The sequence below is a fragment of the Sodalis glossinidius str. 'morsitans' genome, from assembly GCF_000010085.1.
Taxonomy (GTDB): Bacteria; Pseudomonadota; Gammaproteobacteria; order Enterobacterales; family Enterobacteriaceae; genus Sodalis; species Sodalis glossinidius.
The window spans coordinates 3,116,864-3,140,278 of sequence record NC_007712.1 but is presented as its reverse complement, the minus strand read 5'-3'; the positions used below and the strand labels follow the sequence as shown (position 1 = coordinate 3,140,278).

23 protein-coding genes and 7 pseudogenes are annotated in these 23,415 nt (G+C 55.5%); 24 read left to right on the top strand and 6 right to left on the bottom strand.

Going from position 1 to position 23,415, the window contains the following annotated elements:
• Positions 1-62: 62 nt before the first annotated feature.
• Both pcp and SGP1_RS28030 read left to right on the top strand, forming a co-directional pair.
• Positions 63-691, top strand: a pseudogene (gene pcp, locus SGP1_RS16750) (pyroglutamyl-peptidase I); the annotation flags it as partial.
• A gap of 145 nt (positions 692-836) precedes the next feature.
• Positions 837-1,637 carry a bactofilin family protein gene (locus tag SGP1_RS28030; RefSeq protein ID WP_243466072.1) on the top strand — a complete coding sequence of 267 codons (801 nt, stop codon included), beginning with the start codon at positions 837-839 and terminating at the stop codon, positions 1,635-1,637.
• A 63-nt stretch (positions 1,638-1,700) separates the two neighbouring features.
• Here the strand turns inward: SGP1_RS28030 and SGP1_RS35265 are convergent, their stop codons facing one another.
• The 3 genes from SGP1_RS35265 to SGP1_RS16735 form a co-directional block, all read right to left on the bottom strand.
• On the bottom strand, positions 1,701-1,856 hold the full coding sequence (locus SGP1_RS35265; RefSeq protein ID WP_279379399.1) for a hypothetical protein: 156 nt from the start codon (positions 1,854-1,856) through the stop codon (positions 1,701-1,703).
• A gap of 86 nt (positions 1,857-1,942) precedes the next feature.
• A complete protein-coding gene (locus tag SGP1_RS36705; RefSeq protein WP_198408737.1) occupies positions 1,943-2,098 on the bottom strand; it encodes a maltose acetyltransferase domain-containing protein in 156 nt (51 codons plus the stop codon).
• Positions 2,099-2,200: 102 nt separating this feature from the next.
• Positions 2,201-2,548, bottom strand: coding sequence for a hypothetical protein (locus SGP1_RS16735; RefSeq protein ID WP_041867134.1), 348 nt, complete (start codon positions 2,546-2,548; stop codon positions 2,201-2,203).
• Between the two features lie 13 nt (positions 2,549-2,561).
• Between SGP1_RS16735 and SGP1_RS16730 the strand changes: the two genes are divergently transcribed.
• The 5 genes from SGP1_RS16730 (at position 2,562) to SGP1_RS24690 (ending at position 5,337) form a co-directional block, all read left to right on the top strand.
• Positions 2,562-3,062, top strand: coding sequence for a TetR/AcrR family transcriptional regulator (locus SGP1_RS16730; protein WP_070108780.1), 501 nt, complete (start codon positions 2,562-2,564; stop codon positions 3,060-3,062).
• A gap of 210 nt (positions 3,063-3,272) precedes the next feature.
• A complete protein-coding gene (locus SGP1_RS16725; protein WP_041867133.1) occupies positions 3,273-3,563 on the top strand; it encodes a S24 family peptidase in 291 nt (96 codons plus the stop codon).
• A 518-nt stretch (positions 3,564-4,081) separates the two neighbouring features.
• The gene (locus SGP1_RS30090) at positions 4,082-4,321 is read left to right on the top strand and encodes a hypothetical protein (RefSeq protein WP_148203558.1); all 240 of its coding nucleotides are present in this window, start codon (positions 4,082-4,084) and stop codon (positions 4,319-4,321) included.
• A 349-nt stretch (positions 4,322-4,670) separates the two neighbouring features.
• Positions 4,671-4,961: a hypothetical protein gene (locus SGP1_RS16715; protein ID WP_041867131.1), complete on the top strand. Its 291-nt coding sequence runs from the start codon at positions 4,671-4,673 to the stop codon at positions 4,959-4,961.
• A 133-nt stretch (positions 4,962-5,094) separates the two neighbouring features.
• Positions 5,095-5,337 (top strand): hypothetical protein, encoded by a 243-nt coding sequence (locus tag SGP1_RS24690; protein ID WP_050747770.1) that lies wholly within the window; start codon positions 5,095-5,097, stop codon positions 5,335-5,337.
• Here SGP1_RS24690 and SGP1_RS24685 read toward each other — a convergent pair.
• Positions 5,306-5,548, bottom strand: a complete 243-nt coding sequence (locus SGP1_RS24685; RefSeq protein WP_166506759.1) for a hypothetical protein — start codon at positions 5,546-5,548, stop codon at positions 5,306-5,308. The genes SGP1_RS24690 and SGP1_RS24685 overlap by 32 nt on opposite strands.
• Positions 5,549-5,602: 54 nt before the next feature.
• A complete protein-coding gene (locus SGP1_RS16705; RefSeq protein ID WP_050747768.1) occupies positions 5,603-6,196 on the bottom strand; it encodes a chloride channel protein in 594 nt (197 codons plus the stop codon).
• A 352-nt stretch (positions 6,197-6,548) separates the two neighbouring features.
• Here SGP1_RS16705 and SGP1_RS16700 point away from each other — a divergent pair.
• The 11 genes and pseudogenes from SGP1_RS16700 to SGP1_RS16660 all read left to right on the top strand — a co-directional run bounded on the left by SGP1_RS16700 (position 6,549) and on the right by SGP1_RS16660 (position 16,771).
• A pseudogene (locus SGP1_RS16700) lies at positions 6,549-7,601 on the top strand (ABC transporter substrate-binding protein).
• Positions 7,602-7,977: 376 nt separating this feature from the next.
• Positions 7,978-8,184, top strand: a complete 207-nt coding sequence (locus SGP1_RS30085) for a hypothetical protein (protein ID WP_148203557.1) — start codon at positions 7,978-7,980, stop codon at positions 8,182-8,184.
• 390 nt (positions 8,185-8,574) lie between these two features.
• Positions 8,575-9,714 (top strand): UDP-4-amino-4-deoxy-L-arabinose aminotransferase, encoded by a 1,140-nt coding sequence (gene arnB, locus SGP1_RS16695; protein WP_011411792.1) that lies wholly within the window; start codon positions 8,575-8,577, stop codon positions 9,712-9,714.
• A 1-nt stretch (position 9,715) separates the two neighbouring features.
• Positions 9,716-10,696, top strand: a complete 981-nt coding sequence (arnC, locus tag SGP1_RS16690) for an undecaprenyl-phosphate 4-deoxy-4-formamido-L-arabinose transferase (RefSeq protein WP_011411791.1) — start codon at positions 9,716-9,718, stop codon at positions 10,694-10,696.
• Complete coding sequence (gene arnA / locus SGP1_RS16685; RefSeq protein ID WP_011411790.1) at positions 10,693-12,675, top strand: bifunctional UDP-4-amino-4-deoxy-L-arabinose formyltransferase/UDP-glucuronic acid oxidase ArnA; 1,983 nt, start codon at positions 10,693-10,695, stop codon at positions 12,673-12,675. The genes arnC and arnA overlap by 4 nt, the downstream gene beginning before the upstream one ends.
• Positions 12,672-13,565: a 4-deoxy-4-formamido-L-arabinose-phosphoundecaprenol deformylase gene (arnD, locus tag SGP1_RS16680; protein ID WP_011411789.1), complete on the top strand. Its 894-nt coding sequence runs from the start codon at positions 12,672-12,674 to the stop codon at positions 13,563-13,565. The genes arnA and arnD overlap by 4 nt, the downstream gene beginning before the upstream one ends.
• 7 nt (positions 13,566-13,572) lie before the next feature.
• The gene (gene arnT / locus SGP1_RS16675; protein ID WP_011411788.1) at positions 13,573-15,225 is read left to right on the top strand and encodes a lipid IV(A) 4-amino-4-deoxy-L-arabinosyltransferase; all 1,653 of its coding nucleotides are present in this window, start codon (positions 13,573-13,575) and stop codon (positions 15,223-15,225) included.
• Positions 15,222-15,557 (top strand): 4-amino-4-deoxy-L-arabinose-phosphoundecaprenol flippase subunit ArnE, encoded by a 336-nt coding sequence (gene arnE / locus SGP1_RS16670; protein ID WP_011411787.1) that lies wholly within the window; start codon positions 15,222-15,224, stop codon positions 15,555-15,557. The genes arnT and arnE overlap by 4 nt, the downstream gene beginning before the upstream one ends.
• Positions 15,557-15,949 carry a 4-amino-4-deoxy-L-arabinose-phosphoundecaprenol flippase subunit ArnF gene (gene arnF / locus SGP1_RS16665; protein WP_041867130.1) on the top strand — a complete coding sequence of 131 codons (393 nt, stop codon included), beginning with the start codon at positions 15,557-15,559 and terminating at the stop codon, positions 15,947-15,949. Before arnE ends, arnF begins: the two co-directional genes overlap by 1 nt.
• 211 nt (positions 15,950-16,160) lie before the next feature.
• Positions 16,161-16,406 carry a hypothetical protein gene (locus SGP1_RS28020; protein WP_148203556.1) on the top strand — a complete coding sequence of 82 codons (246 nt, stop codon included), beginning with the start codon at positions 16,161-16,163 and terminating at the stop codon, positions 16,404-16,406.
• Positions 16,346-16,771: an undecaprenyl-diphosphatase gene (locus SGP1_RS16660; RefSeq protein ID WP_158302420.1), complete on the top strand. Its 426-nt coding sequence runs from the start codon at positions 16,346-16,348 to the stop codon at positions 16,769-16,771. The genes SGP1_RS28020 and SGP1_RS16660 overlap by 61 nt, the downstream gene beginning before the upstream one ends.
• A 138-nt stretch (positions 16,772-16,909) precedes the next feature.
• Here the strand turns inward: SGP1_RS16660 and SGP1_RS16655 are convergent.
• Positions 16,910-17,223: pseudogene (locus tag SGP1_RS16655) on the bottom strand (STAS domain-containing protein); the annotation flags it as partial.
• A 403-nt stretch (positions 17,224-17,626) separates the two neighbouring features.
• Here SGP1_RS16655 and uxuA point away from each other — a divergent pair.
• From uxuA to SGP1_RS31235, 6 genes and pseudogenes are all read left to right on the top strand, one after another.
• Positions 17,627-18,610: pseudogene (gene uxuA, locus SGP1_RS31720) on the top strand (mannonate dehydratase); the annotation flags it as partial.
• 96 nt (positions 18,611-18,706) lie between these two features.
• Positions 18,707-20,107, top strand: a pseudogene (locus SGP1_RS16640) (fructuronate reductase).
• A gap of 422 nt (positions 20,108-20,529) precedes the next feature.
• Positions 20,530-21,116, top strand: a pseudogene (locus SGP1_RS16630) (FCD domain-containing protein).
• A gap of 578 nt (positions 21,117-21,694) precedes the next feature.
• Positions 21,695-22,171, top strand: a complete 477-nt coding sequence (locus SGP1_RS16625) for a hypothetical protein (protein WP_011411783.1) — start codon at positions 21,695-21,697, stop codon at positions 22,169-22,171.
• Between the two features lie 72 nt (positions 22,172-22,243).
• Positions 22,244-22,748, top strand: a pseudogene (locus SGP1_RS28010) (transposase); the annotation flags it as partial.
• A gap of 56 nt (positions 22,749-22,804) precedes the next feature.
• Positions 22,805-22,954, top strand: a complete 150-nt coding sequence (locus SGP1_RS31235) for a hypothetical protein (RefSeq protein WP_162010786.1) — start codon at positions 22,805-22,807, stop codon at positions 22,952-22,954.
• The last annotated feature ends 461 nt before the right edge of the window (positions 22,955-23,415 follow it).

Below are 23,415 nucleotides of genomic sequence, written 5' to 3'. Positions count from 1 at the left end.
TCAAGAATTGTTTGTTCTCCGGCTATCATGCTGCGATAACGCGAGGTGATAGGAGAGGCGCCATGTCAGTTGTACTTGTAACCGGTATCGAACTTTTTGATGGTGAAAGCCTGAACCCTTCCTGGGAAGTCGCGCGCAGGCTGGATGGAGAACAGGTGGATGGAGCGACGCTGGTGGCGCGCCAACTGCCGTGCGTAATCGGGCGGGTTAACCCGGCGTTGTTTCAAATGCTGACGGCGCTGCGTTCGTCGCTGGTCCTTTGCCTCGGTCAGGCCGGCGGCCGTGTCGATATCACGTTGGAGCGGGTGGCGATTAATATTGTCGACGCGCGTATTCCCGATAACGCCGGCCAGCAGCCGGTGGATGAACCGATTTTCCCGCAGAGACCCGCCGGCTATTTTTCCACGTTGCCCATCAAGGCCATGGTGCGGGCGCTGCGCCGACAGGGGATCCCCGCCTCTGTTTCCCAGACCGCCGGTACCTGTAATTGTAACGCGATTTTTTACGGTCTTTGCCACTATATCGCCAGCCGGCAACCCCCATGCGCGGCGGATTTGTCCATTTACCCTATTTGCCGGAGATGGCGGCGGCGCATCCCGGTGCGCCCAGTATGGCGTTGGCGACCCAACTTGACGCCGTAAAGACGTTAATCCGCACCGCCTTAACCACTACCAGCTATATTCGCGTGGGGCCGGCGCGCTGCATTGACGTGGGAAATAGGGCGAAACCCCCTCTTCACCGGGGCTTATTCACGCTTCGTGGCGGTGGACTATCCGGTATAGTTGCCGCGATAGCGCCCGCTGACGACTTCTGGCGCGGCGCCGGAAATGAAGAGAATGAACAGAAAAACAAAACGACGGTGCCCAGACGGTCTGTGTCTGAATGGCGTCTGGGCAGGGTGGATCCTGGCGCTGGCGGCGTATCTGACGGACAAAACGCTGTTGTGCGCCGCGGCAGCTTGCGCCGCGCTGGGTCTGTTAGGCCTATATTTTGTCAAAACGAGGGTGGGAAACCGGACTATGTTTGGAAAAAAAATGCCTGCGCAAGCGTCGCTTCCGCCGGAGCCTGCGCCCATGCCTGCAGGCGCTTCTCCGCGGCTGGAAAAACAGCACGCTACCTTGATTGCCAAAAGCGCCGTGTTTACCGGCGATATCGATATTGAAGGCGATATCCATATCTGGGGCAAAATTACCGGCAATATTCGCGTCAAAGAAGGGGCTATCCATGTGATGCATGCGGGCCAGGTCGAAGGGGAGTTGCTGGCGCCTGAGATCATTATCGATGGCAAGGTGGAAGGCACCTGTTGTGCCACGACCTTGGATATTCTGGAGCACGGCGAACTGCACGGCGTCAGCCGCTGCGCCGGTATGACCATACAGCGCGGCGGGCAATTTGTCGGCCAGTCAGAGAGCGGTGAACCGCTTTCTCTGCAAAGCGGTACCCAGGACGCATTAAGCCGCCGCCGCGGCACCAGCCATGATAGCAAGGGCGCCAGTCATGAGAACAGCGGTGACCCTCGCGACGGCAGCGGCACTCACGCCAGCAGCGGCGTCAGGCAAGACCGCCGCGCTCGTGAGGATCGGCCAAAAGTCTCTCCGGCGCCGGCGACCCATGACGGGAAAGCCACGGCGGAGTAAACCCTTGCCTGTCCATGATGGGGCGAATTGGCGAATGCGCGTTTGGCGCCGGCGCGGGACGTTTTAGCGGTCGTGACCGACGTCCTGCGGCGTTAAGGGGCGTGCCACCCGGCAAGGATTACCGAACGCCAGTACCGAAGCCGGTATATCCCGCGTGACCACGATACTGGCACCGATAACCTTATTGTCGCCGATGGTGACGTCCGGCAAGATAGTCACGCCGCCGCCTATACAAACGTTATTGCCGATGGTGATCGATGCGCAGTCGAGGATGACCAGATTGACGTTGGCATAAACCTGTGCGCCTAGGTGAATATTGTAGCCATGTCGCAGTTAAACGGCGGCTCTATACATAATCCTTCGCTGCTGCTGCCCAGCAGGCTCTTCAGCAGGCTCTTCAGCAGGCGTTGACGCCTCGCGTCGTCCCGTGGATCGCATTGGTTATACTGCCATAGCGTCACTTTGGCCGCCTGCCGCGCCTGACTAAGTCGCGGATCTCCTCAGGGGTGGTAAAGCAACCCCATCGCCGCTTTTTCTTTCATTGTCGTCTCCTCTCTTTGCCGTCAGGGTCGCGCCGTGGCCGGCAGCGAGAATTCCCACATCGCCGGCGCCAGGGAGATAGCGAGTGCGACCATCGCCAGCGCGAAGCCGGCGTAAATCAGCGAACCGGACGTGGCGTTGAAACCGCGCCCATCCACCATTAGCAGCAGCAGCCAATCGCTGGCCGAGCCTTCCGCCAGCTCCATCGCCAGCACGATGACGCCTATCATTAGCAACTGACGGTTTTTCATCACTTTCAGCAGCGATTCGCTGCGCCGCTTTTCTGCCGCCGCCTGGGCCTGACCCGTACCGGCCGGGATCGCACGCCATCCCCAGGGAACCGTCGGCAGCGCGATACCTGCAATCAGCAACAGATGCCATTGAATGGGGAAAATTACTCATCGCAAAATAGCCACCGCCGCCGATGTGCCGCTGGGGTCGATGACGTATTATTTCGCGGGTATGCAACAACTGCTGAAAGAAGCGTTCAGCCAGTTTGCAGTCGCGATGTCGGCGGATTATGTGGCTCGGCTCGGGCTGGCCCGCAGCGCTGACGAGGTGGGGGATGCTATCGTGGATATCATCTGCAGCGACGAGACTACGCGGGGGCGCAATTTACTGTTGAGCTATGAATTGTACCTTTACGGCAGCCGACATCCCGAGCTGAAACCGGTGATGCAGGACTGGATGGCCCGCAGTCAGCGTGCGCTGTTGCGCTTTTTCGATCTTCCCACCGCCCGGGCGCTGGATGCGCTGATTGAGGGAATGACGCTGCATCACTCGGTGGATCGGACCCCCGCCAGCCGGCAATTGTTTGCAGTTGCCCCTTATTCTTCGCACCGTCCCCGGTGGCCTTTCGCCTATCCTCTGCCGTCTGAAGTCTGAGACTTCCCTATGGCCTCCACCTGTAGCTTTTTCTCTTTTCCTCGTTTGTCGCTTATGGTCGGGATGACATGGAAAACGTGGCGCCGGCGGATTTTTAAGCGTTCCGAGACGTATTTGTTTGAACTATATCGCTTGCGAGCGCCCACTAATTTCACAGAAACCGCTTTTTATACTAGCCTGTATATATACATCACTCATGAGGAGGTAGCGATGAATGAACGTCCTTCTAACCTGGCGAATAACGGACATCGGGTCCTGCTGGAGACCCTCTACTATGGCGAAACAAAAGCCACCTATTTGATGCGCGCCTGCGAGGCGATCGCTACCTGCGGCATCCGCGCCGGTGCTCTACTGGTGATCGACCCGGCGGCAAAGCCGCGGGACGGCAGTATTGTGGTCATCCAGATTGGCGAAGATCTCTCTTTGCGGTGGCTGCGCGGCTGCGGCCGGAAAAATATCTGGAAAATCTCGACGCGCCCGGACGACATCCTGCTGTGGTAGGACGACGATACCGCACCAAGCGGCATTATCTTTTGGGGAATGTTGATCTATATAGTGAACGGCGAGTCGACACAATAGTCAAATAATCATAATCAATTCTCTTCGCCTACCGCGCGATATTTCCATTTTTCCGTAAAAGAGCGCGCCAAAGAATTTATCCGCGCTTGTTGATGTTCCTATTTTTTCCCGATCCGTACCGCTGCGTTTACAATAATCGCCGTATGTGATTATGCGCAGTCTCATCAGCTATCCTGGCGCATTACGCCTTTTATTATCACGGCTGCCGACGGCAAACATTTTTATTATTTGCCGCTTCAAACACCTACCATTTGCCGTTTCTGCTTCGCTTCACAAGTTTAATATTCCATGTTTTATACTGTATGTAAATATAGTAAAAAAACATTCGGAGCCATGAAGTATGCTCTTTTTTCGCGCAGATGATGATGCCGGCGTTATATATATTTCCATTTTTGTTGAACGTGTACCGGCCGGTTTTCCAATTCCGGCGCAGGATTATATTGAGAACCGCATTGATCTCAACCTTGGGCTTCGAGGATATTAATTGCGTTTCGGTGGACAATCAACAGGGGATGCGTCTGGCGATGGCGCACCTGCAACAGCGCCAGTGCGATGCCGTCACGCTGTTTACGCCGCCGCCGGACACGATTTCTCCTCGTATCGAGCGCGTGCCGGTCTGGCTTTTCCTCGCGACCTGTTGTTTATCGGCTTCGATGATACGGAATGGGCCTCGGTTATAGCCACGCCGCTGACCGTTATTGCGTAGCCGATTTATGACATCGGCGCCGGCGCAGCCAATAAGCTTATCGCGGTGCTAACCAAGGAAAAAAGCATCAGCGACAGTTGTCAGACCCGATTGCCCGTCACGCTGATTGAACGGCAATCGACAATAAGAAATAAGACAGGAGAATAAGGCATTATGCGAGTCACTGAAATTAACACTCAATTGCTTAAGGACAAGCTTGCTGAGAAATTTGGCATGTCGCAATGGTATTGGGATGTCCGCGCAATTTGCCTGGTGGAAATTAAAACCAACGATGGGACCCCGGCTGGGGTGAGTGCTTTGGTCCGGCCGAAACCAATGCCGTATTGATAAAAGAACTTTACGCGCCGCAGCTCATCGGCCGCGTCGCCATGTTTGGGAAACGCTTTATAACCGTACGTGCGATTTCCGCCTTGTCGGGAATCGATATCGCCCTGTGGGATATTTACGGTCAATATATTAATCAGCCGATAGGTCAATTGCTTGGCGGTGATCTAGCGCAGCCGGTGTTACCTGATGATTTTGCCGGTTATCGCGAGGTAAGGGATTTACTGGCCGCAGCAATTCAGATTTGCCCGGGCGTGGTTTACGAAAGAAGAGATTACCCTCGGCACTAACCTGATACATTTTTACGGCTAATTCCTGGCCCTGTCGTTAGGCTTTCTGATCCTGACGCCGATATTTACCTATCTGAGCTGGCAATAGGTATTTTATATTACCGGTGGGCTTGGCGTCCTGATTGTGGTCCCCATGTTCCTTATTTTTCTCAAAAATGTACCGGATTCACCGCTTGAAAACAATGCCGCGGCCAGCACCGAGGATGCGCCGGTTAAAGGGATGGTGTCTTTTCGCGATTTAGGCGGCGCGCCTTTTTTGTTGCTGATTTTCAGTTATTTCGCCAACGGTATGCTGTTTTGGGATGTGACCCTGTTCATTCCGATGGTGGTAAGCTCACTCGGATTCAGCGGCTTGTGGCAGGGGCTGGCCAGTTAATTGCCGCCGCCGGATTGTCGGTGGCGGGGATCTTGCTGATGATGCTTCCCCTGATTGCCAGTCCGGTGGTGAAAATGGCTGTCATCACTCTCTCCATAGCCTGGTTTACCAGCTGTTTTACCACCAATATCTGGTCCATTATCACCTCCAGCGTCAGAAAAGAGGCGGTCGGGGCGGCATCCGGAGTCATTAACGGTATCGGCGTGGGCATCGGGGGTACCACGGCGGGCTTTGTGGTCGAGTTTCTTCACGGCAGCACGGGCTCCTATCTGCCGGGCTTTATGGTCATCGGCGCCGTCGCGATAGCGCAGCTGGCCAGCGCCGGGATCATAACCGGGAAGCTGAACGTTCCCATCAGCACTTCCAAAACAAATAACGCACCGGCCAGCAGCACGTTATACACCGCCGCCAGCCCCGCGCCCACTTCGCGGGGCGCGACCTCGCGGCCCAGGGGCGATCCCAGCGCCAGTGATAATTTGCAACAGTGCGTGGATAAGCGTTGCCACCACCGGCATGGCCGGTTTTGCGGCTGCCAATGCCCGGGCAATGCTGACCAGCGGGCAGCCATAGCGATCAGCCACCAGCCGGCGCCCGCCACCAGACCGCAGAACAGCAACACGCCTGCCCGGCGCGCGGGGGCGGTAACGCCCTGCAAAAAACTTTCCTGACTGATGAGATGCGGCAAGCTGTAGCCGAAAAAGAGGTGCTGTATGGCATGAAGCAGCATTGCCAGCAGCATACCGCTAATGCCGGCGACGATGCCGGTGAGGATGACCACCAGAGCCAGATGAAATATGAGCGTGATGGAGATTTTGTCATGATGCGATTTAAACGGTTGGGATTGAGATGATAGCGTCATTAAAACGACATTGCCCGGTGAAGATGAACCCTTTAAAGCAAATTACCACGATAAGGGCTGCTGTTACCCGCGATAAACGGTTACCGAGGGGGACAATGGTGTTTTTCTTTTGTTTATTTAAGGATGGTTTACTCTTTAGCCTACATTCAGACGGGCTTCCTGTGTAGCAGGGTGTAGCGGGGCGCAGTGCGACAGCGAGGCAACCCTGTGGAAAGCTTTTTGCGATCGGCCTGGCGCGATCAGGTGTTGGCTAACAAAGCTGTATATGATAATAATTATCACTTTCAAATATAGAGACAGGGTATACATGTTTTTAAAATCAAGATGATAATAACTTTAGGGGCGCTGTGCGCTGCGGCGAACTTGCCTGGCAAGCACCTATCCATTGACCCTAACCGATATGGACGGCCAAACGCTCACTCTGGCGAAAGAGCCTGAACATGTCATATTGCAAGACGGTCGCGATATCCTTTCCTTGGCGCTGCTAGATCGGGAAAATCCTTTTCGCCGCGTGGTGGCCTGGAATAATCTACCTAAAAAGCAGGATGTCCAGACCTGGGCGTTGCTGAAAAAAACTGGCCGGCCGCCGGCAACATTATCGACATGGGATTTAACGATCAAGGACAGGTCAACCTGGAGAGCGTTATTGCCCAGAAACCGGACCTGATGATAGCTCAGCTACGGGCAAAACCAGCGCTGGAGCAGAGACCGGCGTTATCAGCAATCTGCAACAGTTGGGTATTCCGGTGCTGTTTATCGATTATGAACTGTATCCGGCACAAAACACCGCCCCGTATCACTTTGTTAGGCAAGGCGTTAAATTAAGAGGCGCGCGCCGGAGAATATACTGCGTTTTATCAGCAACGCTTCGCCCATATTCAGCAAACCATTAATAATATTAAAATTAAATCCACGGTATTTATCGAGCCTATCGCTAGCAATAGCGATTGCTGCTGCTTTACTCATGGTCACAACGGCTGGGGCGGACTCGTGGAATCTGTCGGCGCCTACAATATCGGTTCATCCCTGTTGCCGGGCGCATCTGGCTTTGTTTCGTTAGAAAAAATCATCGCCATGAAGCCGGACGCTTATATAATGACAGGTTCCAAACGACCGAATAACAATATATTGCCATTTGGTTATGGCGTTAGCTATGAGCAGGTGCTCAGTATTTAATACCTTTATTCACCGCACCGGTTTGGACGCCATCGCGCCGGTCAAGGCGGGGGCGGTTTTTGGGGTATATCATTATTTTTATAACCATCCATATAATATCATCAGAATGTAAATTCTGGCCAAAGACCTCTATCCACAAGCGTTCCCCAGCCTGGATCCGACGGCGGATTATCACCACATTATTATCACCTTCACCCGCATCCCGGACACGCTGAGCTACCAGCCTTAGCCTTAAGGCGTGACTGCTGTCAGCCGGCGACCGGGTGAGAAGTCACCGCGGAGCGTTTGACGCCATAAGGTGCGCCGCCGGTGATTTATGGTCAGGGGGAACGTTGACGACGTACCCCCCCTCAACAGTAGAGAAGGGCACAGACGCGGGGCGAATGTGCACGCCACCGCCACCGCTTTCGGCGGCAGAAAATGACGGCGAAGCAGGGCGTCGACGCACAGGCATAGGCCGCCGACCTACCGCGCACGGCGTTCAGAATGGCGCCAACGCAGGACAGCCGGCGGCAAAAACGCCGTCATGGGGTCGGACCTCAGTCCGCGGCCGTCATGCCTTTATACGATGTCCATAGCACTCTCTTACTCAGCCAGCGCAGGCTTTGGAACTCTTGGGCGAGGCGCATTTCATCACGCCTGCCTACCGCGATATCTCAACGACGATATCCGCGAGCGCGCACCTGTTTCTTACTCATAAGGAATACGCAAGTAATGTGTGCGTAGAAAAAGGAAACTTTGTCAACCTTTTCGCCGATGTTGCAGCCGCCGGAAAAGTGGGCTTATGGCAATTATCAGGTCAAGCTTATTGATTTCATTAGGGTGCGCTTTAATTATTTACCTGAATAAAGTGAAAAAAAGGAGATGTCATGCGAAAGCAAACGATTTCATTTATTGCGCTGATTTACCTATCGTGGCCGAGACTAATAGAAGTCAATACAGCAATGAGAAAAATGTTACATAGTGTGATGAAAGAATATCTGCGTATGAGTGGGTAAACATAACTTAAACGAACATTTAAAAATAGCCCTATTCATTGCCACTCCTAATTTTCATTTAAGGAAATTCAGTTAAGATCGCTCCGGTTTGTAGCGTGGTCATTCATTACAGAACTTTACCGTTCGGCGGAAATACAGCTCACGCCAATTATGCTGCTTGCTGCTGCTCGATCTTGGCTCGCCATTTTTAAGGGAAATCAAATAATGTCTGAATTTTTGCCGTTCTCCCGGCCTGCGCTGGGCGACGCCGAGCTTGCCGCCGTCGGGGACGTGCTGCGGTCCGGCTGGATCACCACCGGGCCGAAATGCGCGCAGCTGGAGCAGGCTTTTTGTCAATTGACCGGCAATCGACATGCCATTGCCGTGAGCTCTGCGACCGGCGGTATGCACGTGACGCTCATGGCCTTGGGGCTAGGGCCGGGCGACGAGGTGATTACTCCTTCGCTAACCTGGGTTTCCACCCTGAACATGATCTGTCTGCTTGGCGCCGAACCCATCATGATTGATGTCGACCGTGACACGCTGATGGTGACGCCGGCGTTGATTGAAGCGGCGATCACACCGCGTACCCGCGCGATTGTACCGGTACATTACGCCGGCGCGCCGGCGGACATCGACGCCATTCGTGCGCTGGGCGAACGCTACGGTATTCCGGTGATTGAGGATGCGGCGCATGCAGCGGGAACCGCTTACAAAGGTCGTCACGTGGGCGCCGCCGGCACCGCCATTTTCTCGTTCCACGCCATCAAGAATATGACCTGCGCCGAAGGGGGGATGGTGGTGACGGATGACGATGCGCTGGCGCAGCGTATCCGCAGCCTGAAGTTTCACGGCCTGGCGGTGGATGCGTTCGATCGCACCATGCAGGGCAGGGCCCCGCAGGCGGAAGTGATTACGCCGGGCTACAAATATAATCTGGCCGATATCAATGCCGCCATCGCTCTGGTGCAGCTCGAAAAACTGACGCAGCACAATGCGCGCCGGGCGGCGCTTGCCCAGCGCTATTTGCACGGCCTGGCAGACACGCCGTTTTTGCCGCTGGTGCCGCCAGCCTGGGAACACCACCACGCCTGGCACCTGTTTATCATCCGCGTCGACGAGCGGTGGTGCGGTATCGATCGCGACGGCCTGATGCAGGCGCTGAAAGAATGCGGTATCGGCACCGGCCTCCATTTTCGCGCCGCCCATACGCAGCGTTACTACCGCGAGCGTTTTCCCGATATGGTCTTGCCGGCCACCGAGTGGAACTCCGTGCGTATGTGTTCACTGCCGCTTTTCCCCTCCATGAACGATGACGATGTCGAGCGTGTGATTACCGCGCTGCGCGCCATTGCCAAGGTTTGATATGACGACACCCATGAAAATTGACAAAGTTTCGATCGTAATTCCGGTCTATAACGAGCAAGAAAGCCTGCCAGAGCTGATGCGCCGCACGGTGGCGGCCTGTGAACAGCTCGACGCCGCCTATGAAATCTTGCTGGTGGATGATGGCAGCAGCGACGATTCCGCCGCCGTGCTGACCGCCGCGGCGGAAGCGCCGGGCAGCCATATCGTCGCGGTATTGCTCAACCGCAATTATGGTCAGCACTCCGCCATCATGGCGGGGTTCAGCCATGTTACCGGCGACCTGGTGGTGACGCTCGATGCGGATTTGCAGAATCCGCCGGAAGAGATCCCGCGGCTGGTCGAGGTGGCGGCGCAGGATTACGACGTGGTGGGCACCGTGCGCCAGAATCGGCAGGACAGCTGGTTCCGCAAGCGTGCCTCACGCATGATTAACGCGTTGATCCAGCGTACGACCGGCAAAGCGATGGGTGATTACGGCTGCATGTTGCGCGCCTACCGCCGCCACATTATCGACGCCATGCTGCACTGCCACGAGCGCAGCACGTTCATACCGATTCTGGCCAATACCTTTGCCCGCAAAACCATCGAAATACCGGTAATGCATTCGGAAAGGGAGTTTGGCGATTCCAAATACAGTCTGATGAAGCTCGTCAATCTGATGTACGACCTCGTCACCTGTCTGACGACCACGCCGCTGCGCATGCTGAGCGTTATCGGCAGCATGATTGCCCTGCTGGGGTTTGCCTTTTCCCTACTGCTCATCACGTTGCGCCTGTTTCTCGGCTCCCATTGGGCGGCTGAAGGTGTCTTTATGCTGTTTGCGGTGCTGTTTATTTTTATCGGCGCGCAATTCATCGGCATGGGGCTATTGGGAGAATATATCGGCCGTATCTACAACGATGTGCGTGCCCGTCCCCGTTATTTCGTCCAGTGTGTGGTCAGTCAAAATCCACTCTCGTCTCAACAGGAAACACAATGAAAGCTGTCATTTTTGCTTATCATGATATGGGCTGCGTGGGCGTCACCGCCCTTATCAACGCAGGCTATACTATCGAGGCCATCATTACCCATCCTGATGCGCCGTCAGAGAAAACGTTTTTTGGTTCAGTGGCGCGCATCGCCGCGGAACACAATATTCCGGTTTTCGTGCCGGATGACGTTAACCATCCGCTATGGATAGCGCGCATCAAAGCGCTGGCGCCGGACGTGATTTTCTCGTTCTACTATCGCCAGCTGCTTTGCCAGGACATCCTGAGCCTGCCGACGGTCGGCGCGTTCAACCTGCATGGTTCGCTGTTGCCGCGCTACCGTGGCCGCTCGCCGCTGAATTGGGTGCTGGTTAACGGAGAACAGGAAACCGGTGTCACCCTGCATCGTATGACGGCGCGCGCTGATGCGGGCGCCATTCTGGCGCAGCGCAGCGTGGCGATTACGCTGCAGGATGACGCGCTGACGCTGCACCGCAAGCTGTGCGAAGCGGCGGCCGGGGTGCTGGAGAAGGTATTGCCGGCGATTCGCGAGCAGCGGTGCACTGAAACGCCGCAGGACGAGAGCATCGCCAGCTATGTGGGCCACCGCACACCGGAAGATGGCCGCATCGACTGGGGGCAGCCGGCCGCGACCCTGGCCAATCTGGTACGTGCCGTGACCGATCCCTGGCCGGGCGCCTTCAGCTATGCCGGCGGCGAGAAATTTATCATTTGGAAGGCGCAGGTACGGCCGAATAGCGCCGACGCGCAGCCCGGTACGGTACTCTCCATCGATCCGCTGGTTATCGCCTGCGGCAGCGATGCGCTGGAGGTTCAGACCGGCCAAAGTCAGCAGGGCGTGTATATGCAGGGCGGCCAGCTGGCACATGCGCTGGGACTGGTGAAGGGTGCCTTGCTGAATCCGCGTCCGCTGGTCAGCCATAAGCGTCGCACCCGCGTACTTATCCTGGGCGTCAACGGCTTTATCGGCAACCATTTGACCGAACGCCTGCTGCGCGACGGCAATTACGAGATTTACGGTCTGGATATTGGTACCGATGCGATAAGCCGCTTTATGGTGAACCCGCTATTCCATTTTGTCGAGGGCGATATTAGCATCCATTCGGAGTGGATCGAATATCACATCAAGAAATGCGATATTGTCTTGCCGCTGGTGGCGATTGCCACGCCCATTGAATATACGCGTAATCCGCTGCGGGTGTTTGAACTCGATTTTGAAGAGAACCTGAAAATTATCCGTCACTGCGTTAAATACCAAAAACGCATTATTTTCCCGTCGACGTCGGAAGTCTATGGGATGTGTACCGACCCGGTATTTGACGAAGATGACTCCAGCTTGATAGTGGGGCCCATCAATAAGCAGCGCTGGATTTACTCGGTGTCCAAACAGCTTCTGGACCGCGTCTTGTGGGCCTATGGCGAAAAAGAAGGGCTGCGCTTCACGCTATTCCGTCCCTTTAACTGGATGGGGCCGCGGCTGGATAACCTGAACGCGGCGCGTATCGGCAGTTCGCGCGCCATTACGCAGCTGATTTTGAATCTGGTGGAGGGTTCGCACATCAAACTGGTGGACGGCGGTGCGCAGAAACGGTGTTTTACCGATATCAGCGATGGCATTGAGGCACTGTTCCGCATCATTGAGAACAAGGACAATAATTGCGATGGTCAGATAATCAATATCGGTAACCCGGACAATGAAGCCAGTATCCGGCAGTTGGCGGAATTGCTGCTGGCAAGCTTTGAGCGTCATCCGTTGCGTCAGCATTTCCCACCGTTTGCCGGCTTCCGGGATGTGGAAAGCAGCAGTTACTACGGTAAAGGCTATCAGGATGTGGAGCACCGTAAGCCGAGCATTCGTAATGCCAAACGCTTGCTGGGCTGGGCTCCTTCGGTGCCCATGGCTCAGACCATTGACGAAACGCTGGACTTTTTCCTGCAAACCGTCGATTTGCCGGACGCGGCGCAATGAAAAACGTCGGCCTGCGTATAGATGTCGATACCTGGCGCGGTACGCGCGACGGTATGCCGCGCCTGCTGGAATTGCTGGCGGCGCAGCAGATCCAGGCGACGTTCTTTTTCAGCGTTGGGCCGGATAATATGGGGCGTCATTTGTGGCGCCTGGCAAAACCGCAATTTTTGTTGAAGATGTTGCGCTCCCGCGCCGCTTCGCTTTACGGCTGGGATATCCTGCTGGCCGGCACCGCCTGGCCGGGTAGAAAAATCGGCCAGGGGCTGGCGGCGCAGATCCGCGCCGCTGCAGCCGACCATGAAGTCGGGCTGCACGCCTGGGATCATTTTGCCTGGCAAACCTGGGCTGGCGTATGGAGCGAGCGGCAATTGACGGAACAGATTCGACTGGCGCGGGATGCGCTGACCGCCATTATCGAGCGGCCGGTGACCTGTTCAGCGGTCGCAGGCTGGCGTGCGGACGATCGCGTGGTGCAGGCCAAGCAGCCCTTTGACTTTCACTACAACAGCGACTGTCGCGGCACGGAGCCGTTTCGGCCGTTGCTGGCCAACGGCGCGTTTGGCGCGGTGCAGATCCCGGTGACGCAGCCTACCTTTGACGAGGCCATCGGGCAGACGACTACCCGTGCCGGCTACAACCATTTCATTCTCGACAGCATCAAGGCCGATCGCGGGACGCCGGTTTACACCATTCACGCCGAGGTTGAAGGGATTGCGCTAAGCGGAATGTTTCAGGAACTGTTGTCGATGGCGGTGGCGGAAGGAATCCGCTTTTGTCCGCTGCGAGAGCTTCTCCCCCAGGATACTGCAGCACTCCCGGTCGGTCAGGTGGTGCGCGGCGAGATTCCGGGACGAGAAGGGTGGGTTGGATGTCAGCGCTTGTTAAAGTGAGTCGATAATGAAATCCCTTAAACCCGGTATCGGGCTGATGTGCATTATTGCCCTATATTATCTTTTGCCGCTGTCGTTTCGCAGCCTGTGGCAGCCGGATGAAACCCGTTACGCTGAAATAAGCCGCGAAATGCTGGCGAGCGGCGATTGGATTGTCCCCCATTTCCTGGGGCTGCGTTATTTTGAAAAACCGTCCGTCGGCTACTGGATTAATAACCTTAGCCAGTGGGCTTTTGGCCACACCAATTTTGCCGTGCATTTTGGTTCCGCGTTCTCGATTGCCCTGACGGCGCTCATGGTGTACTGGCTGGCGTTGCGGTTATGGCAGGACCGGTGGCTTGGTCTGACGGCGGCGGCGATATACAGCTCCTGCCTGCTGGTTTACAGCATCGGGACCTATGCGGTGCTCGACCCGATGATCGCCTTGTGGCTGGCGGCCGCTATGTGCGCTTTCTGGCAGGCGGTACAGGCGCCCCGCGGCTGGCGTAAGGGGCTGGGTTATCTAGCGCTGGGCATCGCCTGCGGGCTGGGATTCATGACCAAAGGCTTCCTGGCGCTGGCGGTACCGGTGCTTAGCGTTCTGCCGTGGGTCATTGCGCAAAAACGCTGGAAAGAGGTGTTTATTTATGGGCCGCTGGCGCTACTCGGCGCCGTAGCGACAAGTCTGCCGTGGGTTATCGCCATCGCGCGCCGTGAGCCGGATTTTTGGCATTATTTTATCTGGGTCGAGCATGTTCAGCGCTTCGCGGAAGACAATGCCCAACATAAAGCCCCTTTCTGGTATTACTTGCCGGTGCTGTTGGCGGGGACGTTGCCCTGGCTGGGGCTGCTGCCAGGCGCGCTGCGTCGCGCCTGGCGTGAACGTCAAACGCAGAGTGGGGCGTTCTATCTGCTGGGCTGGGTCGTCATGCCGCTGCTGTTTTTCAGCCTGTCGAAAGGCAAGCTGCCGACCTATATTCTTCCCAGCTTCGCGCCGCTGGCCCTGCTAATGGCGCGCTATGCAGCGACGTGTGGCGGGCGGGCGCTAAAGGTTAACGGCGTCCTGAATCTGCTGTTCGGTCTGTTGTGCGTCATCACGGTAGCCAGCGTGTTGGCTCCCTGGGGCCTGGCGCAGCATCCGCTCTTTGTGCAGAATGAAGTTCGCAAAGTGCTGCTGGGGGTGCTCGGTTTCCTGGTCTGGGCGGCGGTGGGCGGGCTGACCCTGCGCGCGCCAACCGTATGCTGGCGCTGGGCGGCGCTGTGTCCGCTGGGGATTGCTCTGCTTGTAGGGCAGGCGATACCACAGCAGGTGATCGACGCCAAGCAGCCGCAGTCATTTATCCAGACCGTGCGGCCGCAGCTGGAAAAAAGCCGCTTTATTTTCGCCAATAGTGTTGGCGTGGCGGCAGGGCTTGCCTGGGAGCTGCAACGTAGCGATATTTCGTTATTTGAACTCCAGGGAGAGCTGGCCTACGGTCTGAGCTATCCCGACGCCGCAGACCGTTTCATCCGTGAAGAGGATTTTTCCGACTGGCTTCGTGAGCGCTGCAAAGAAGGCTCGGTGGCGCTGGTGGTGCTGCTCCCTGACGGTGAGACGCAGATTAGTCATCTGCCGCGTGCGGATGAGACGTACCGGCGCGGACGGCTGGTGCTATTAGCGTACCATCAGCGCCGGCCATGATGTATCTGCTGATTTTTCTCGTGAGTCTGCTCAGCTGCGCCGGGCAGCTGTGTCAGAAACACGCCGCCGGTGCTTCATCCGGTGCCGGCGAGCTGCGGCATCGGGTGCGCTGGCTGGCAATAAGTCTGTTGCTGCTGGGTGGCGCCATGCTGGTGTGGCTCTGGGTCTTGCAGAGGGTCCCGGTAGGCATTGCCTATCCGATGTTCAGCCTCAATTTTGTGCTGGTGACCCTGGCCGCCCGTTGGCTGTGGCGAGAACCTGTATCGTTACGCCACGGCTGCGGTCTGCTGCTGATAGTCGCAGGCGTGATGTGCATGGGGGTGAATTTGTGATGGGCTACGGCTGGGCGTTGTTCAGCGTGGCGTTGGTCAGCGCCGCACAGCTGCTGTTGAAATGGGTAATGATGCATTTGCCGCCGCTTGGCGCCCTCCGACTTTGGCTGGACCCGGCTTACGCGGAACCCCTCGCTTTGCTGATGGGGGGCTTGCTGGCCTATGTCTGTTCCATGGGATGCTGGTTTATGGCGCTGCGCCGTTTGCCGTTGAATAAAGCCTATCCGCTGCTCAGCCTGAGTTATGTCCTGGTGGCCGCTTGCGCGCTGATGATCCCCGAATTCAATGAGCGGTTTACGTTTTCGCGCCTGATGGGCGTGGCGCTAATTTGCGGCGGCCTGTTGTTGATTTGCCTGCCCGCCGGCGGCAAGGGCGACACGCCGCGCCGCTGAGATATCCAACGACGGCAAGGGCGACACGCCGCGCCCTGGCGATTATCGGCGTGGTCCTAATGTTGCCTTCAGGTCAGGGTGGCATAATAGGCCACTGCGACACATGGCGTGCTGTGCAGGCGCCAGCCCGCGACGTTTACTATCGAACGCCGCCCGACAAATGACGTACACCGATGTGCGCTTTCCCCCGCTTTTACTTACTATGCATGCTATGACCACATTCTCGCCGGCTCTGGAAAAGCTTAACGTTTATTTGTTTCAGTTAATCAATGCCCCCGCCGCAATTAGCGCCGGCATGCTGCGGGTGGGAATGTTTTTCGCCAGCGACGCCGTGGCGTTGTTTCCGCTGGTATTGCTGTTCGATTGGTTCTGGCGCGGAGAAGAGCAAAAAAAGCCGTGCTCTACGCCACGCTCAGCATGCTATTGGCGCTGGCGATCAATATTGCGCTGGGTATGATTTGGCAACACCCGCGGCCGTTCATGATCCCCCTCGGGCAAAATTTCCTTTATCACGCGGCCAATAATTCTTTCCCCAGCGATCACATGTCGCTAGCCTGCGCCATAAGCTTTAGCCTGATAGCCCGCGGTACCCTGCGTCGGCAGGGGCTGGCGCTGTTCGCCCTCAGCGTGATGGTCGCCTGGGCCCGGGTGTATATGGGCGTTCATTTTCCGCTGGATATGATGGCATCGCTCGGGGTTGCGCTGGTGAGCGCGGCGTTAAGCCTGCGCTGTGCCAGGGCGATAAATACCGTTTATGCGTATGTTTATCCGCTTTATCATGCTCTGCTCGCCTCGGGTATACGCAAAGGAATAATGAGATAATCAACGTTCTGCGCCAGGGTAATGCTTCCTGAGGAGGCTGTAAGTTCTGCCGATTATTCGGCTAGCCTGGCGCTGCACCTGCATACCACACCCGCATCTACACCCACATACCGCATCTGCATCCTCACCTGCTGGCGATTAGGGCAAACGGCCGGTCAAACGTCGGTGAAAATCGCCGCTGCGTGCGTCAAGACGGGTTAATGGTCACTTCGGCGCTGTGGGCCTGATATTTGGTGACAATGGCGTCCAGCGCCGCCACGCTTGAGGTGTCCCAGATTTGCGCGTGGGTCAAATCGATGATCACCTTTGTCGGATCCTGACCGTACTCAAAGCGCTCGATTAAATCATTGCTGCTGCCGAAAAAGAGCGGGCCGTGCCCGATACTGTACCATGCTGCCATCGGCGGCCAGTTCGCGCTCGGCATTAATCACATGCGCCGCACGGGTGCTGTACGGTTCAAGAAAGAGATAATGTGAATGACTAACGTTTTCAGGATCAAAACATCTGCGCTCATGTGCTCAATAGCATTAGCCCTGCCGCTGATGGCGGGGCGGAAGAGACCATTGTGGTGACCGCCCAACAGGACGCGGGCGCAGACGCTCCCACCGCCGGATATACCGCCAAGACCAGCACTGGCGCGACCAAAACCGATAAGCCGCTTATCACCACCGGACAATCTATTTCCGTCATTACCCGTCAGCAGATAGACGATCAGGGCGCAATGGATTTAAATCAGGTGCTGAATTATACCCCCGGTGTTTTTACCAATTTTGCCGGTGCGGCGACGCGTTTTGACACCATTTCGCTGCGCGGTTTCCACGGTGGTGTGTGGATAATACCTTACTGGACAGTTTTGAAGATATCAAAACCTACAGCGGCAATTATGACCTGTGGATTCGCAATTAGCAGCAAACGCTTAGGAATTTGGCGCAATTCGGCATCCGGACGGTGTGTTACAACTTCGCCGATTCTGGATTGGACGCGCACCGATTTGGAATATGAATTACCGGACGGTGCCAAAGCATTGCGGTTCGACCAGGTGGCCTTCGCCGTCTTTGAGCTGCATATTCTGCGGCGCGCCGGTGCCGAGGTGGATTACAGCGCCGAGGAAATTCAACAGGCGGCGCAGCGCTTCACCGAGATGAGCGACGAGGACAAAACGCGCCTTGCCCGCAATATCATCGCCGGCCTACCGGGCGCTGAAGAGGGCTATACGCTTGACCAATTCCGCGCTCAACTCGCGCGGTACGAAGGCATCGATCACGACATATTGCGTGAGAACTTCGCCTATTTCCTGCGCGCCATTATTCCGGTCGCGGAAGAAGTGGGCGTCCGGATGACGGTACATCCTGACGATCCGCCGTGGCCAATTCTGGGGTTGCCGCGTATTGTTTCTACCGCTGACGATATGCAATGGATGGTGGATACCGTAGCGAGCATGGCTAACGGCTTTACCTTCTGTACCGGCTCCTACGGCGTGCGCGCCGACAACGATTTGGTGGGAATGATCGCGCGGTTCGGGCCGAGAATTTATTTTGCCCACCTGCGCTCGACCCAGCGCGAAAGCAATCCGCGCAGTTTCCACGAAGCCGCACATCTGGCGGGAGATGTGGACATGTTCGCGGTCATTAAGGCCATCGCACACGAAGAACAACGGCGTAAGAACGCCGGCGACGAAGACGCAATCCCGATGCGTCCCGACCACGGCTACCAGAGATGCTCGACGATCTGACCAAGAAAACCAATCCGGGGTATTCCGCTATTGGCCGGTTGAAAGGTCTGGCGAAAATACGCAGCGTCGAACTGGCTGTCCAAAGCGTCTATTTTGCTCATCACTGAACCGCTTTGGCACGGTAGATCCGTGCCGTTTGCTAAAAATCCCTTCGGCTTATCGTCCGGTCATTTTGCCGGCGGGCCTAGGGGCAGGAGGCTTTCATGGAAACAACTATCGCCACCGGTATGCTGAGCGTTGCCCGGCCCGCCTGGGATACCTCACGCCTGACGGCGCGGATGGTGCATTTAGGCTGCGGCGCCTTTCATCGCGCCCATCAAGCGCTGTTCACCCATCATCTGCTGGAAACGACGACATCGGACTGGGGGTATTGCGAAGTCAATCTGATGCCCGGCAACGATCGGCTTTTGATTGATGCCCTGCGCAAACAACACTTTCTCTACACTGTCGCGGAAAAGGGCGCCGAGGCCACCGAACTGAAGATTATCGGTTCAATGAAAGAAGCACTGCATCCCGAGCTGGATGGTTGTCGCGCCACTCTGGAAGCCATGGTCCACCCGGAAACGGCCATCGTATCGCTGACCGTGACCGAAAAAGGGTATTGCGCCGAAGCGGCCAGCGGTGAACTCGATCTGACAAATCCACTGATTAAGCATGACTTGGCCACGCCAGATCAACCACGTTCCGCCATCGGCTATATCGTTGAAGCGCTGCGCATGCGTCGGCAACGGGGCCTACCGCCCTTTACCGTGATGTCCTGCGACAATCTGCGCGAAAATGGCCATGTGGCGCGGGTAGCCGTTCTGGGACTTGCCTGGGCGCGCGACGCCGGCCTCGCCGACTGGATAGCGAATAAGGTGACTTTTCCCTGCACGATGGTTGACTGCATTGTTCCCGCCGCGACCCCGGAAGTGTTAGACGAGATTGCCGGCAGCCTCGGGATTTACGATCCCTGCTTCATCGCCTGCTAACCTTTCCGCCAGTGGGTAATCGAAGATAACTTCGTCAACGGCTGCCCCGATTGGGACCGCGTCGGCGCACAGTTTGTGGATGATGTGGTTCCCTTTGAAATGATGAAACTACGCATGCTGAACGGTAGCCACTCTTTCCTCGCCTATTTGGGGTAGATGCAGGAACAGGCGCCGACTTTGTCCATGCCCGCCGGTACGGATTTGGCGGCCTAAGCCAGACTGTTAATTGAACGATTCAGTAACCCCTCGCTGCGTCATCGCACCTGGCAAATCGCCATGGATGGCAGCCAGAAACTGCCGCAGCGCATGCTGGAACCTATCCGTCAGCACCTGGTGCAGAGAACGGATTATCGCCATTTGGCGGTGGGTGTGGCGGGGTGGATGCGCTATATCCTGGCAGAGGATGAGCAGGGCAACGCCATTGAGGTAGTGGATCCTCTAAATGGTACTCTCCAGGCCGTTAACCGGCAACATCCCAGCGGTCCGGCGCGTGTGCAAGCATTGCTCGGCATCCGCAGTATTTTTAATGACGATTTGCCGGCGAATGCGCAATTTGTTGCGGCGGTCACCGACGCCTATGAGTGGCTTTGCCGGTTGGGGGCCAGGGCCGCGGTGGAAGCGCTGAGCCGCTAACCTTCCGCACGCGCGGAATGTTTCGTGGCCTGGCGCCCGGCAGGGTCGTCAGACAGGTATTTGCTTTTGCGCTTGCCTGTCCGGCCGCGCGCGGGCTAAATGCGGTCCGACACGGCACAGCACAGCATGTCAGCGAGCGACAGTGGCTGAATCTTTCGACCGCTGCCGGCCGTGTAGAATTATGCCGCCATCCGTTACGCCGGCTGGTCAACCAAATTGACAAGAGAGCGCCCAAAATGGCATCGCGGTTGAAAGTATGCCATGATAGCGACAGGGCCAAGGGCCGGCGCTAAGGCGGTATTTGGCTATTGCCGCCGCGCTTTTCCCAGTGAAAGATGTTAACCGACAGTGACAAAGCCACTATGAAATCGAGTCTCATATAACAGCATCCTTATCAGGAAGTGGGCGGTATTCTGCGTGACATGATTGCGCAAAAGCGTTACGTACTCGGCGAACGTTTGCACCCCCGAGCGAGAAATTGCCGATAGGTTGAACGTGAGTCGGACCTTGATTCGCGAAGCGCTTATTATGCTGGAGCTGGAAGGACTCATCGAGGTCCGGCGCGGCGCGGGCATTTTTGTCATCAGCACACCCGTGAAGACATCGTCAGTATGTGTCAGGCGTTGTCGCTAGAGGAAGAAGAGCTGGCCTCCGATTCTCCCAACGGCCTGGAAAATGGCGATATGCATTTTCACCTCGCGGTGGCCGCCGCAACCCATAACAGCATGTTGGGGAGCTGTTCAAACAGTCCTGGGAGTGGCGCGAAAATAATCCCATGTGGATCCAGCTGCACCGCCATTTGGCGAACACCCGCTATCGTAAAGAATGGCTGCATGACCATAAACAGATTCTGGCGGCGCTGATTAAAAAAGATCCGCGTAGTGCTAAATACGCTATGTGGCAGCATCTGGAAAACGTCAAATTGCGCCTGCTTGAATTCTCCGACGTGGATGATATCTACTTCGACGGTTATCTGTTTGAATCCTGGCCGCTGAGCCACAGCGAGTAAGCTTTCGGCAAGCGGGTCGGCGTGCAAACTCTCGCGGCCTCTGTTTCTCTGTCCTATCACCGCTCATTTCTCTTAGCCGATAACGAGCAATCTTAAACGCTCAACTTTGGCGCATGGGTGGTATACCTGAGTCTGAACCTGAGCCTCAGCGTAAGTAAGGGCATGGCAAAGACCCCACACCTTATCAAATACTTAGCGTTTGTCCCTGGCGATGAGGTCACACCTACGCGCGCTGGCGTGAAGCAGGCTATCTAAATCAATTACCTGATGGCCTTGAACCTTATGACCTTTATAGTGGAATAGTTTTGTTTCGCCAAAAGCAACCCTCTGTATCGCACAGTGAAGCAACGCTTATAAAGGAAAATACTATGTCAATTGAGATTAAAAGCTCGCTCTTGTTACCTTTTAATAGAACGATATTGAACGTGCTATCAACAGCGAGAGTAAGGCAGACGCAGTGGCGTTAACGCTGTGGGATAAAATTAAAGATTGGTTCTGTGGTACAAAAACCAGTGAGGTACTGGAAAGAATTTTTATGCTCACTCAATATTGAGGATAACGTTAATACGGAATAGGCTTTGTCTGTCGCCCTTGCATTTTATCAACTGAGAGATATGGCGTATCTCATTCATTTTGATAAATTCCGTGCCTCCGTCACGGCGGATAAAGAAGGACATAATGCTATCAGTTTTGAGATTGACGGTGTGATGGATAAACGTAGTATCTCTTATGGCCGGCATCACGAAGATGTAAATGCTATCAAACGGCAAACTTTAACGAATTCCGGTGAGTTTTTAGACAGTGCCCATGTCGGCGATAGACAAATAGAAGCCGCTTTGGCAGAGGTTAGTTACGATAAAGATCTTAACCTGTTTACGGTAGTATACCAGGGTAACTGGGACAGATTGTGTTTAGACAGGCTAACTACGGCGACCAAAGACGCGATGGCAATGCACCCCAGCCTCGCGCAAGAGTGGCTGACTCTACATATGAAATCTTTTGATTATTTTGCCAGACTCCGTTCTTCCCGAGTTATGCTCATTTCTGGTGTATGAGGTTTCGGAGAAGGTGGCGTATCCTGCTGATTGATTCCGTGGATGATTTCAACAACAGAGAGACGATACGCCATGAAAAAGTCTACCCTACAGGTCTCCGCAGAACCAGATATTACCGGTGAGCCCTTGCATGAACTCATCCGTCATGGTGCCAGACAACTGATAGCCGCCGTCGTTGAGGCTGAGCTCGAAGCCATGCTGAACGCCGTCTTGACGATGGGCGTCATGCCGTCGTCCGTAACGGTTATTTGCCACAGCGTTCAACAGCGCGTTGCTGCCGCCTTATCTGAAGCGAGCAAAAAGCGTCGAAGCGTTGCTGCCATGGCTGTATCTGCGAGGCATATCCACCGGTGATTTTCATGAAGCCCCGGGGGCTCTACTCGGTGAAAAAGCCCATGGCCTCTCCGCGAGTACCATCAGCAGACTAAAACAGCAATGGCTTGAAGTGCACAGGCAATGGTGCCTGCGTGATTTAAGCGATACGCGCTACGTTTATTTCTGGGCTGATGGCATATACAGCTATGTCAGGCAAGATGATCGCCTTTGCCTACTGGTTATTATCGGCGTCACTGAGCATGATCGCCATACACCAGATTTGATAATAACTCTTCCTCCCTTGAAACTGAGACAAAGATGGCCGAGATTGAAAAGAGTGGAATTCTGTCTTTTGGCCGTTCGATTGATGCCCTGCACAAAAATAGAATTGAAATGTTTGCGGTGGAGTTTAATGAGAGATGTCATAACAGTATTAAGCAGGGTATTTTCGCCGGGGGAATACAATGACATCTGATCCTGCCACGGCTGGACCGGGTTCGGAAGAACCGCTTTACGCACAACCTTTTTACGCAAAACCCGCTTACGTAGTACCTGCCCCTACAGTACTTGCCCATCACGAACCTGCTTACTCTGAACCTGTGGGTCCGGAACCTCTTTATGCGGAACCCGCTTTTGTAAGCCCCGTTTATACTAAAGCGTCGTCTACGAGACCGGAACACGATGAACCCATTTACGCTGAACCTGTTTACCTTGAACGCTACACGGAAGCATTCTCTCGTTTGGGGCGCCTTACGGCCAGCGTTCCAAGGTCAAGGAGGGTATTTTTTCACGAACACGAAAGGAGGAAGATAACGATCGCGTTACTAGCGACAGGTACCTTGATAACGCCGCGGCTCAGACAGCCATACCCTCAACTCATTATTATCAAGGCCCAGGAAATGGCAATGTTTATGGCTTTATTGAATAAA

Excerpts from the sequence above, each read along its gene's own strand:
- SGP1_RS28030 (WP_243466072.1), top strand. The coding sequence starts at position 837 with ATGAACAGAAAAACAAAACGACGGTGCCCAGACGGTCTGTGTCTGAAT.
- SGP1_RS16730 (WP_070108780.1), top strand. The coding sequence starts at position 2,562 with ATGGGGAAAATTACTCATCGCAAAATAGCCACCGCCGCCGATGTGCCG.
- SGP1_RS16725 (WP_041867133.1), top strand. The coding sequence starts at position 3,273 with ATGAATGAACGTCCTTCTAACCTGGCGAATAACGGACATCGGGTCCTG.
- SGP1_RS24690 (WP_050747770.1), top strand. The coding sequence starts at position 5,095 with ATGTTCCTTATTTTTCTCAAAAATGTACCGGATTCACCGCTTGAAAAC.
- SGP1_RS24685 (WP_166506759.1), bottom strand. The coding sequence starts at position 5,548 with ATGCCCACGCCGATACCGTTAATGACTCCGGATGCCGCCCCGACCGCC.
- SGP1_RS16705 (WP_050747768.1), bottom strand. The coding sequence starts at position 6,196 with ATGACGCTATCATCTCAATCCCAACCGTTTAAATCGCATCATGACAAA.
- arnB (WP_011411792.1), top strand. The coding sequence starts at position 8,575 with ATGTCTGAATTTTTGCCGTTCTCCCGGCCTGCGCTGGGCGACGCCGAG.
- arnC (WP_011411791.1), top strand. The coding sequence starts at position 9,716 with ATGACGACACCCATGAAAATTGACAAAGTTTCGATCGTAATTCCGGTC.
- arnA (WP_011411790.1), top strand. The coding sequence starts at position 10,693 with ATGAAAGCTGTCATTTTTGCTTATCATGATATGGGCTGCGTGGGCGTC.
- arnD (WP_011411789.1), top strand. The coding sequence starts at position 12,672 with ATGAAAAACGTCGGCCTGCGTATAGATGTCGATACCTGGCGCGGTACG.
- arnT (WP_011411788.1), top strand. The coding sequence starts at position 13,573 with ATGAAATCCCTTAAACCCGGTATCGGGCTGATGTGCATTATTGCCCTA.
- arnE (WP_011411787.1), top strand. The coding sequence starts at position 15,222 with ATGATGTATCTGCTGATTTTTCTCGTGAGTCTGCTCAGCTGCGCCGGG.
- arnF (WP_041867130.1), top strand. The coding sequence starts at position 15,557 with ATGGGCTACGGCTGGGCGTTGTTCAGCGTGGCGTTGGTCAGCGCCGCA.
- SGP1_RS28020 (WP_148203556.1), top strand. The coding sequence starts at position 16,161 with ATGACCACATTCTCGCCGGCTCTGGAAAAGCTTAACGTTTATTTGTTT.
- SGP1_RS31235 (WP_162010786.1), top strand. The coding sequence starts at position 22,805 with ATGGCCGAGATTGAAAAGAGTGGAATTCTGTCTTTTGGCCGTTCGATT.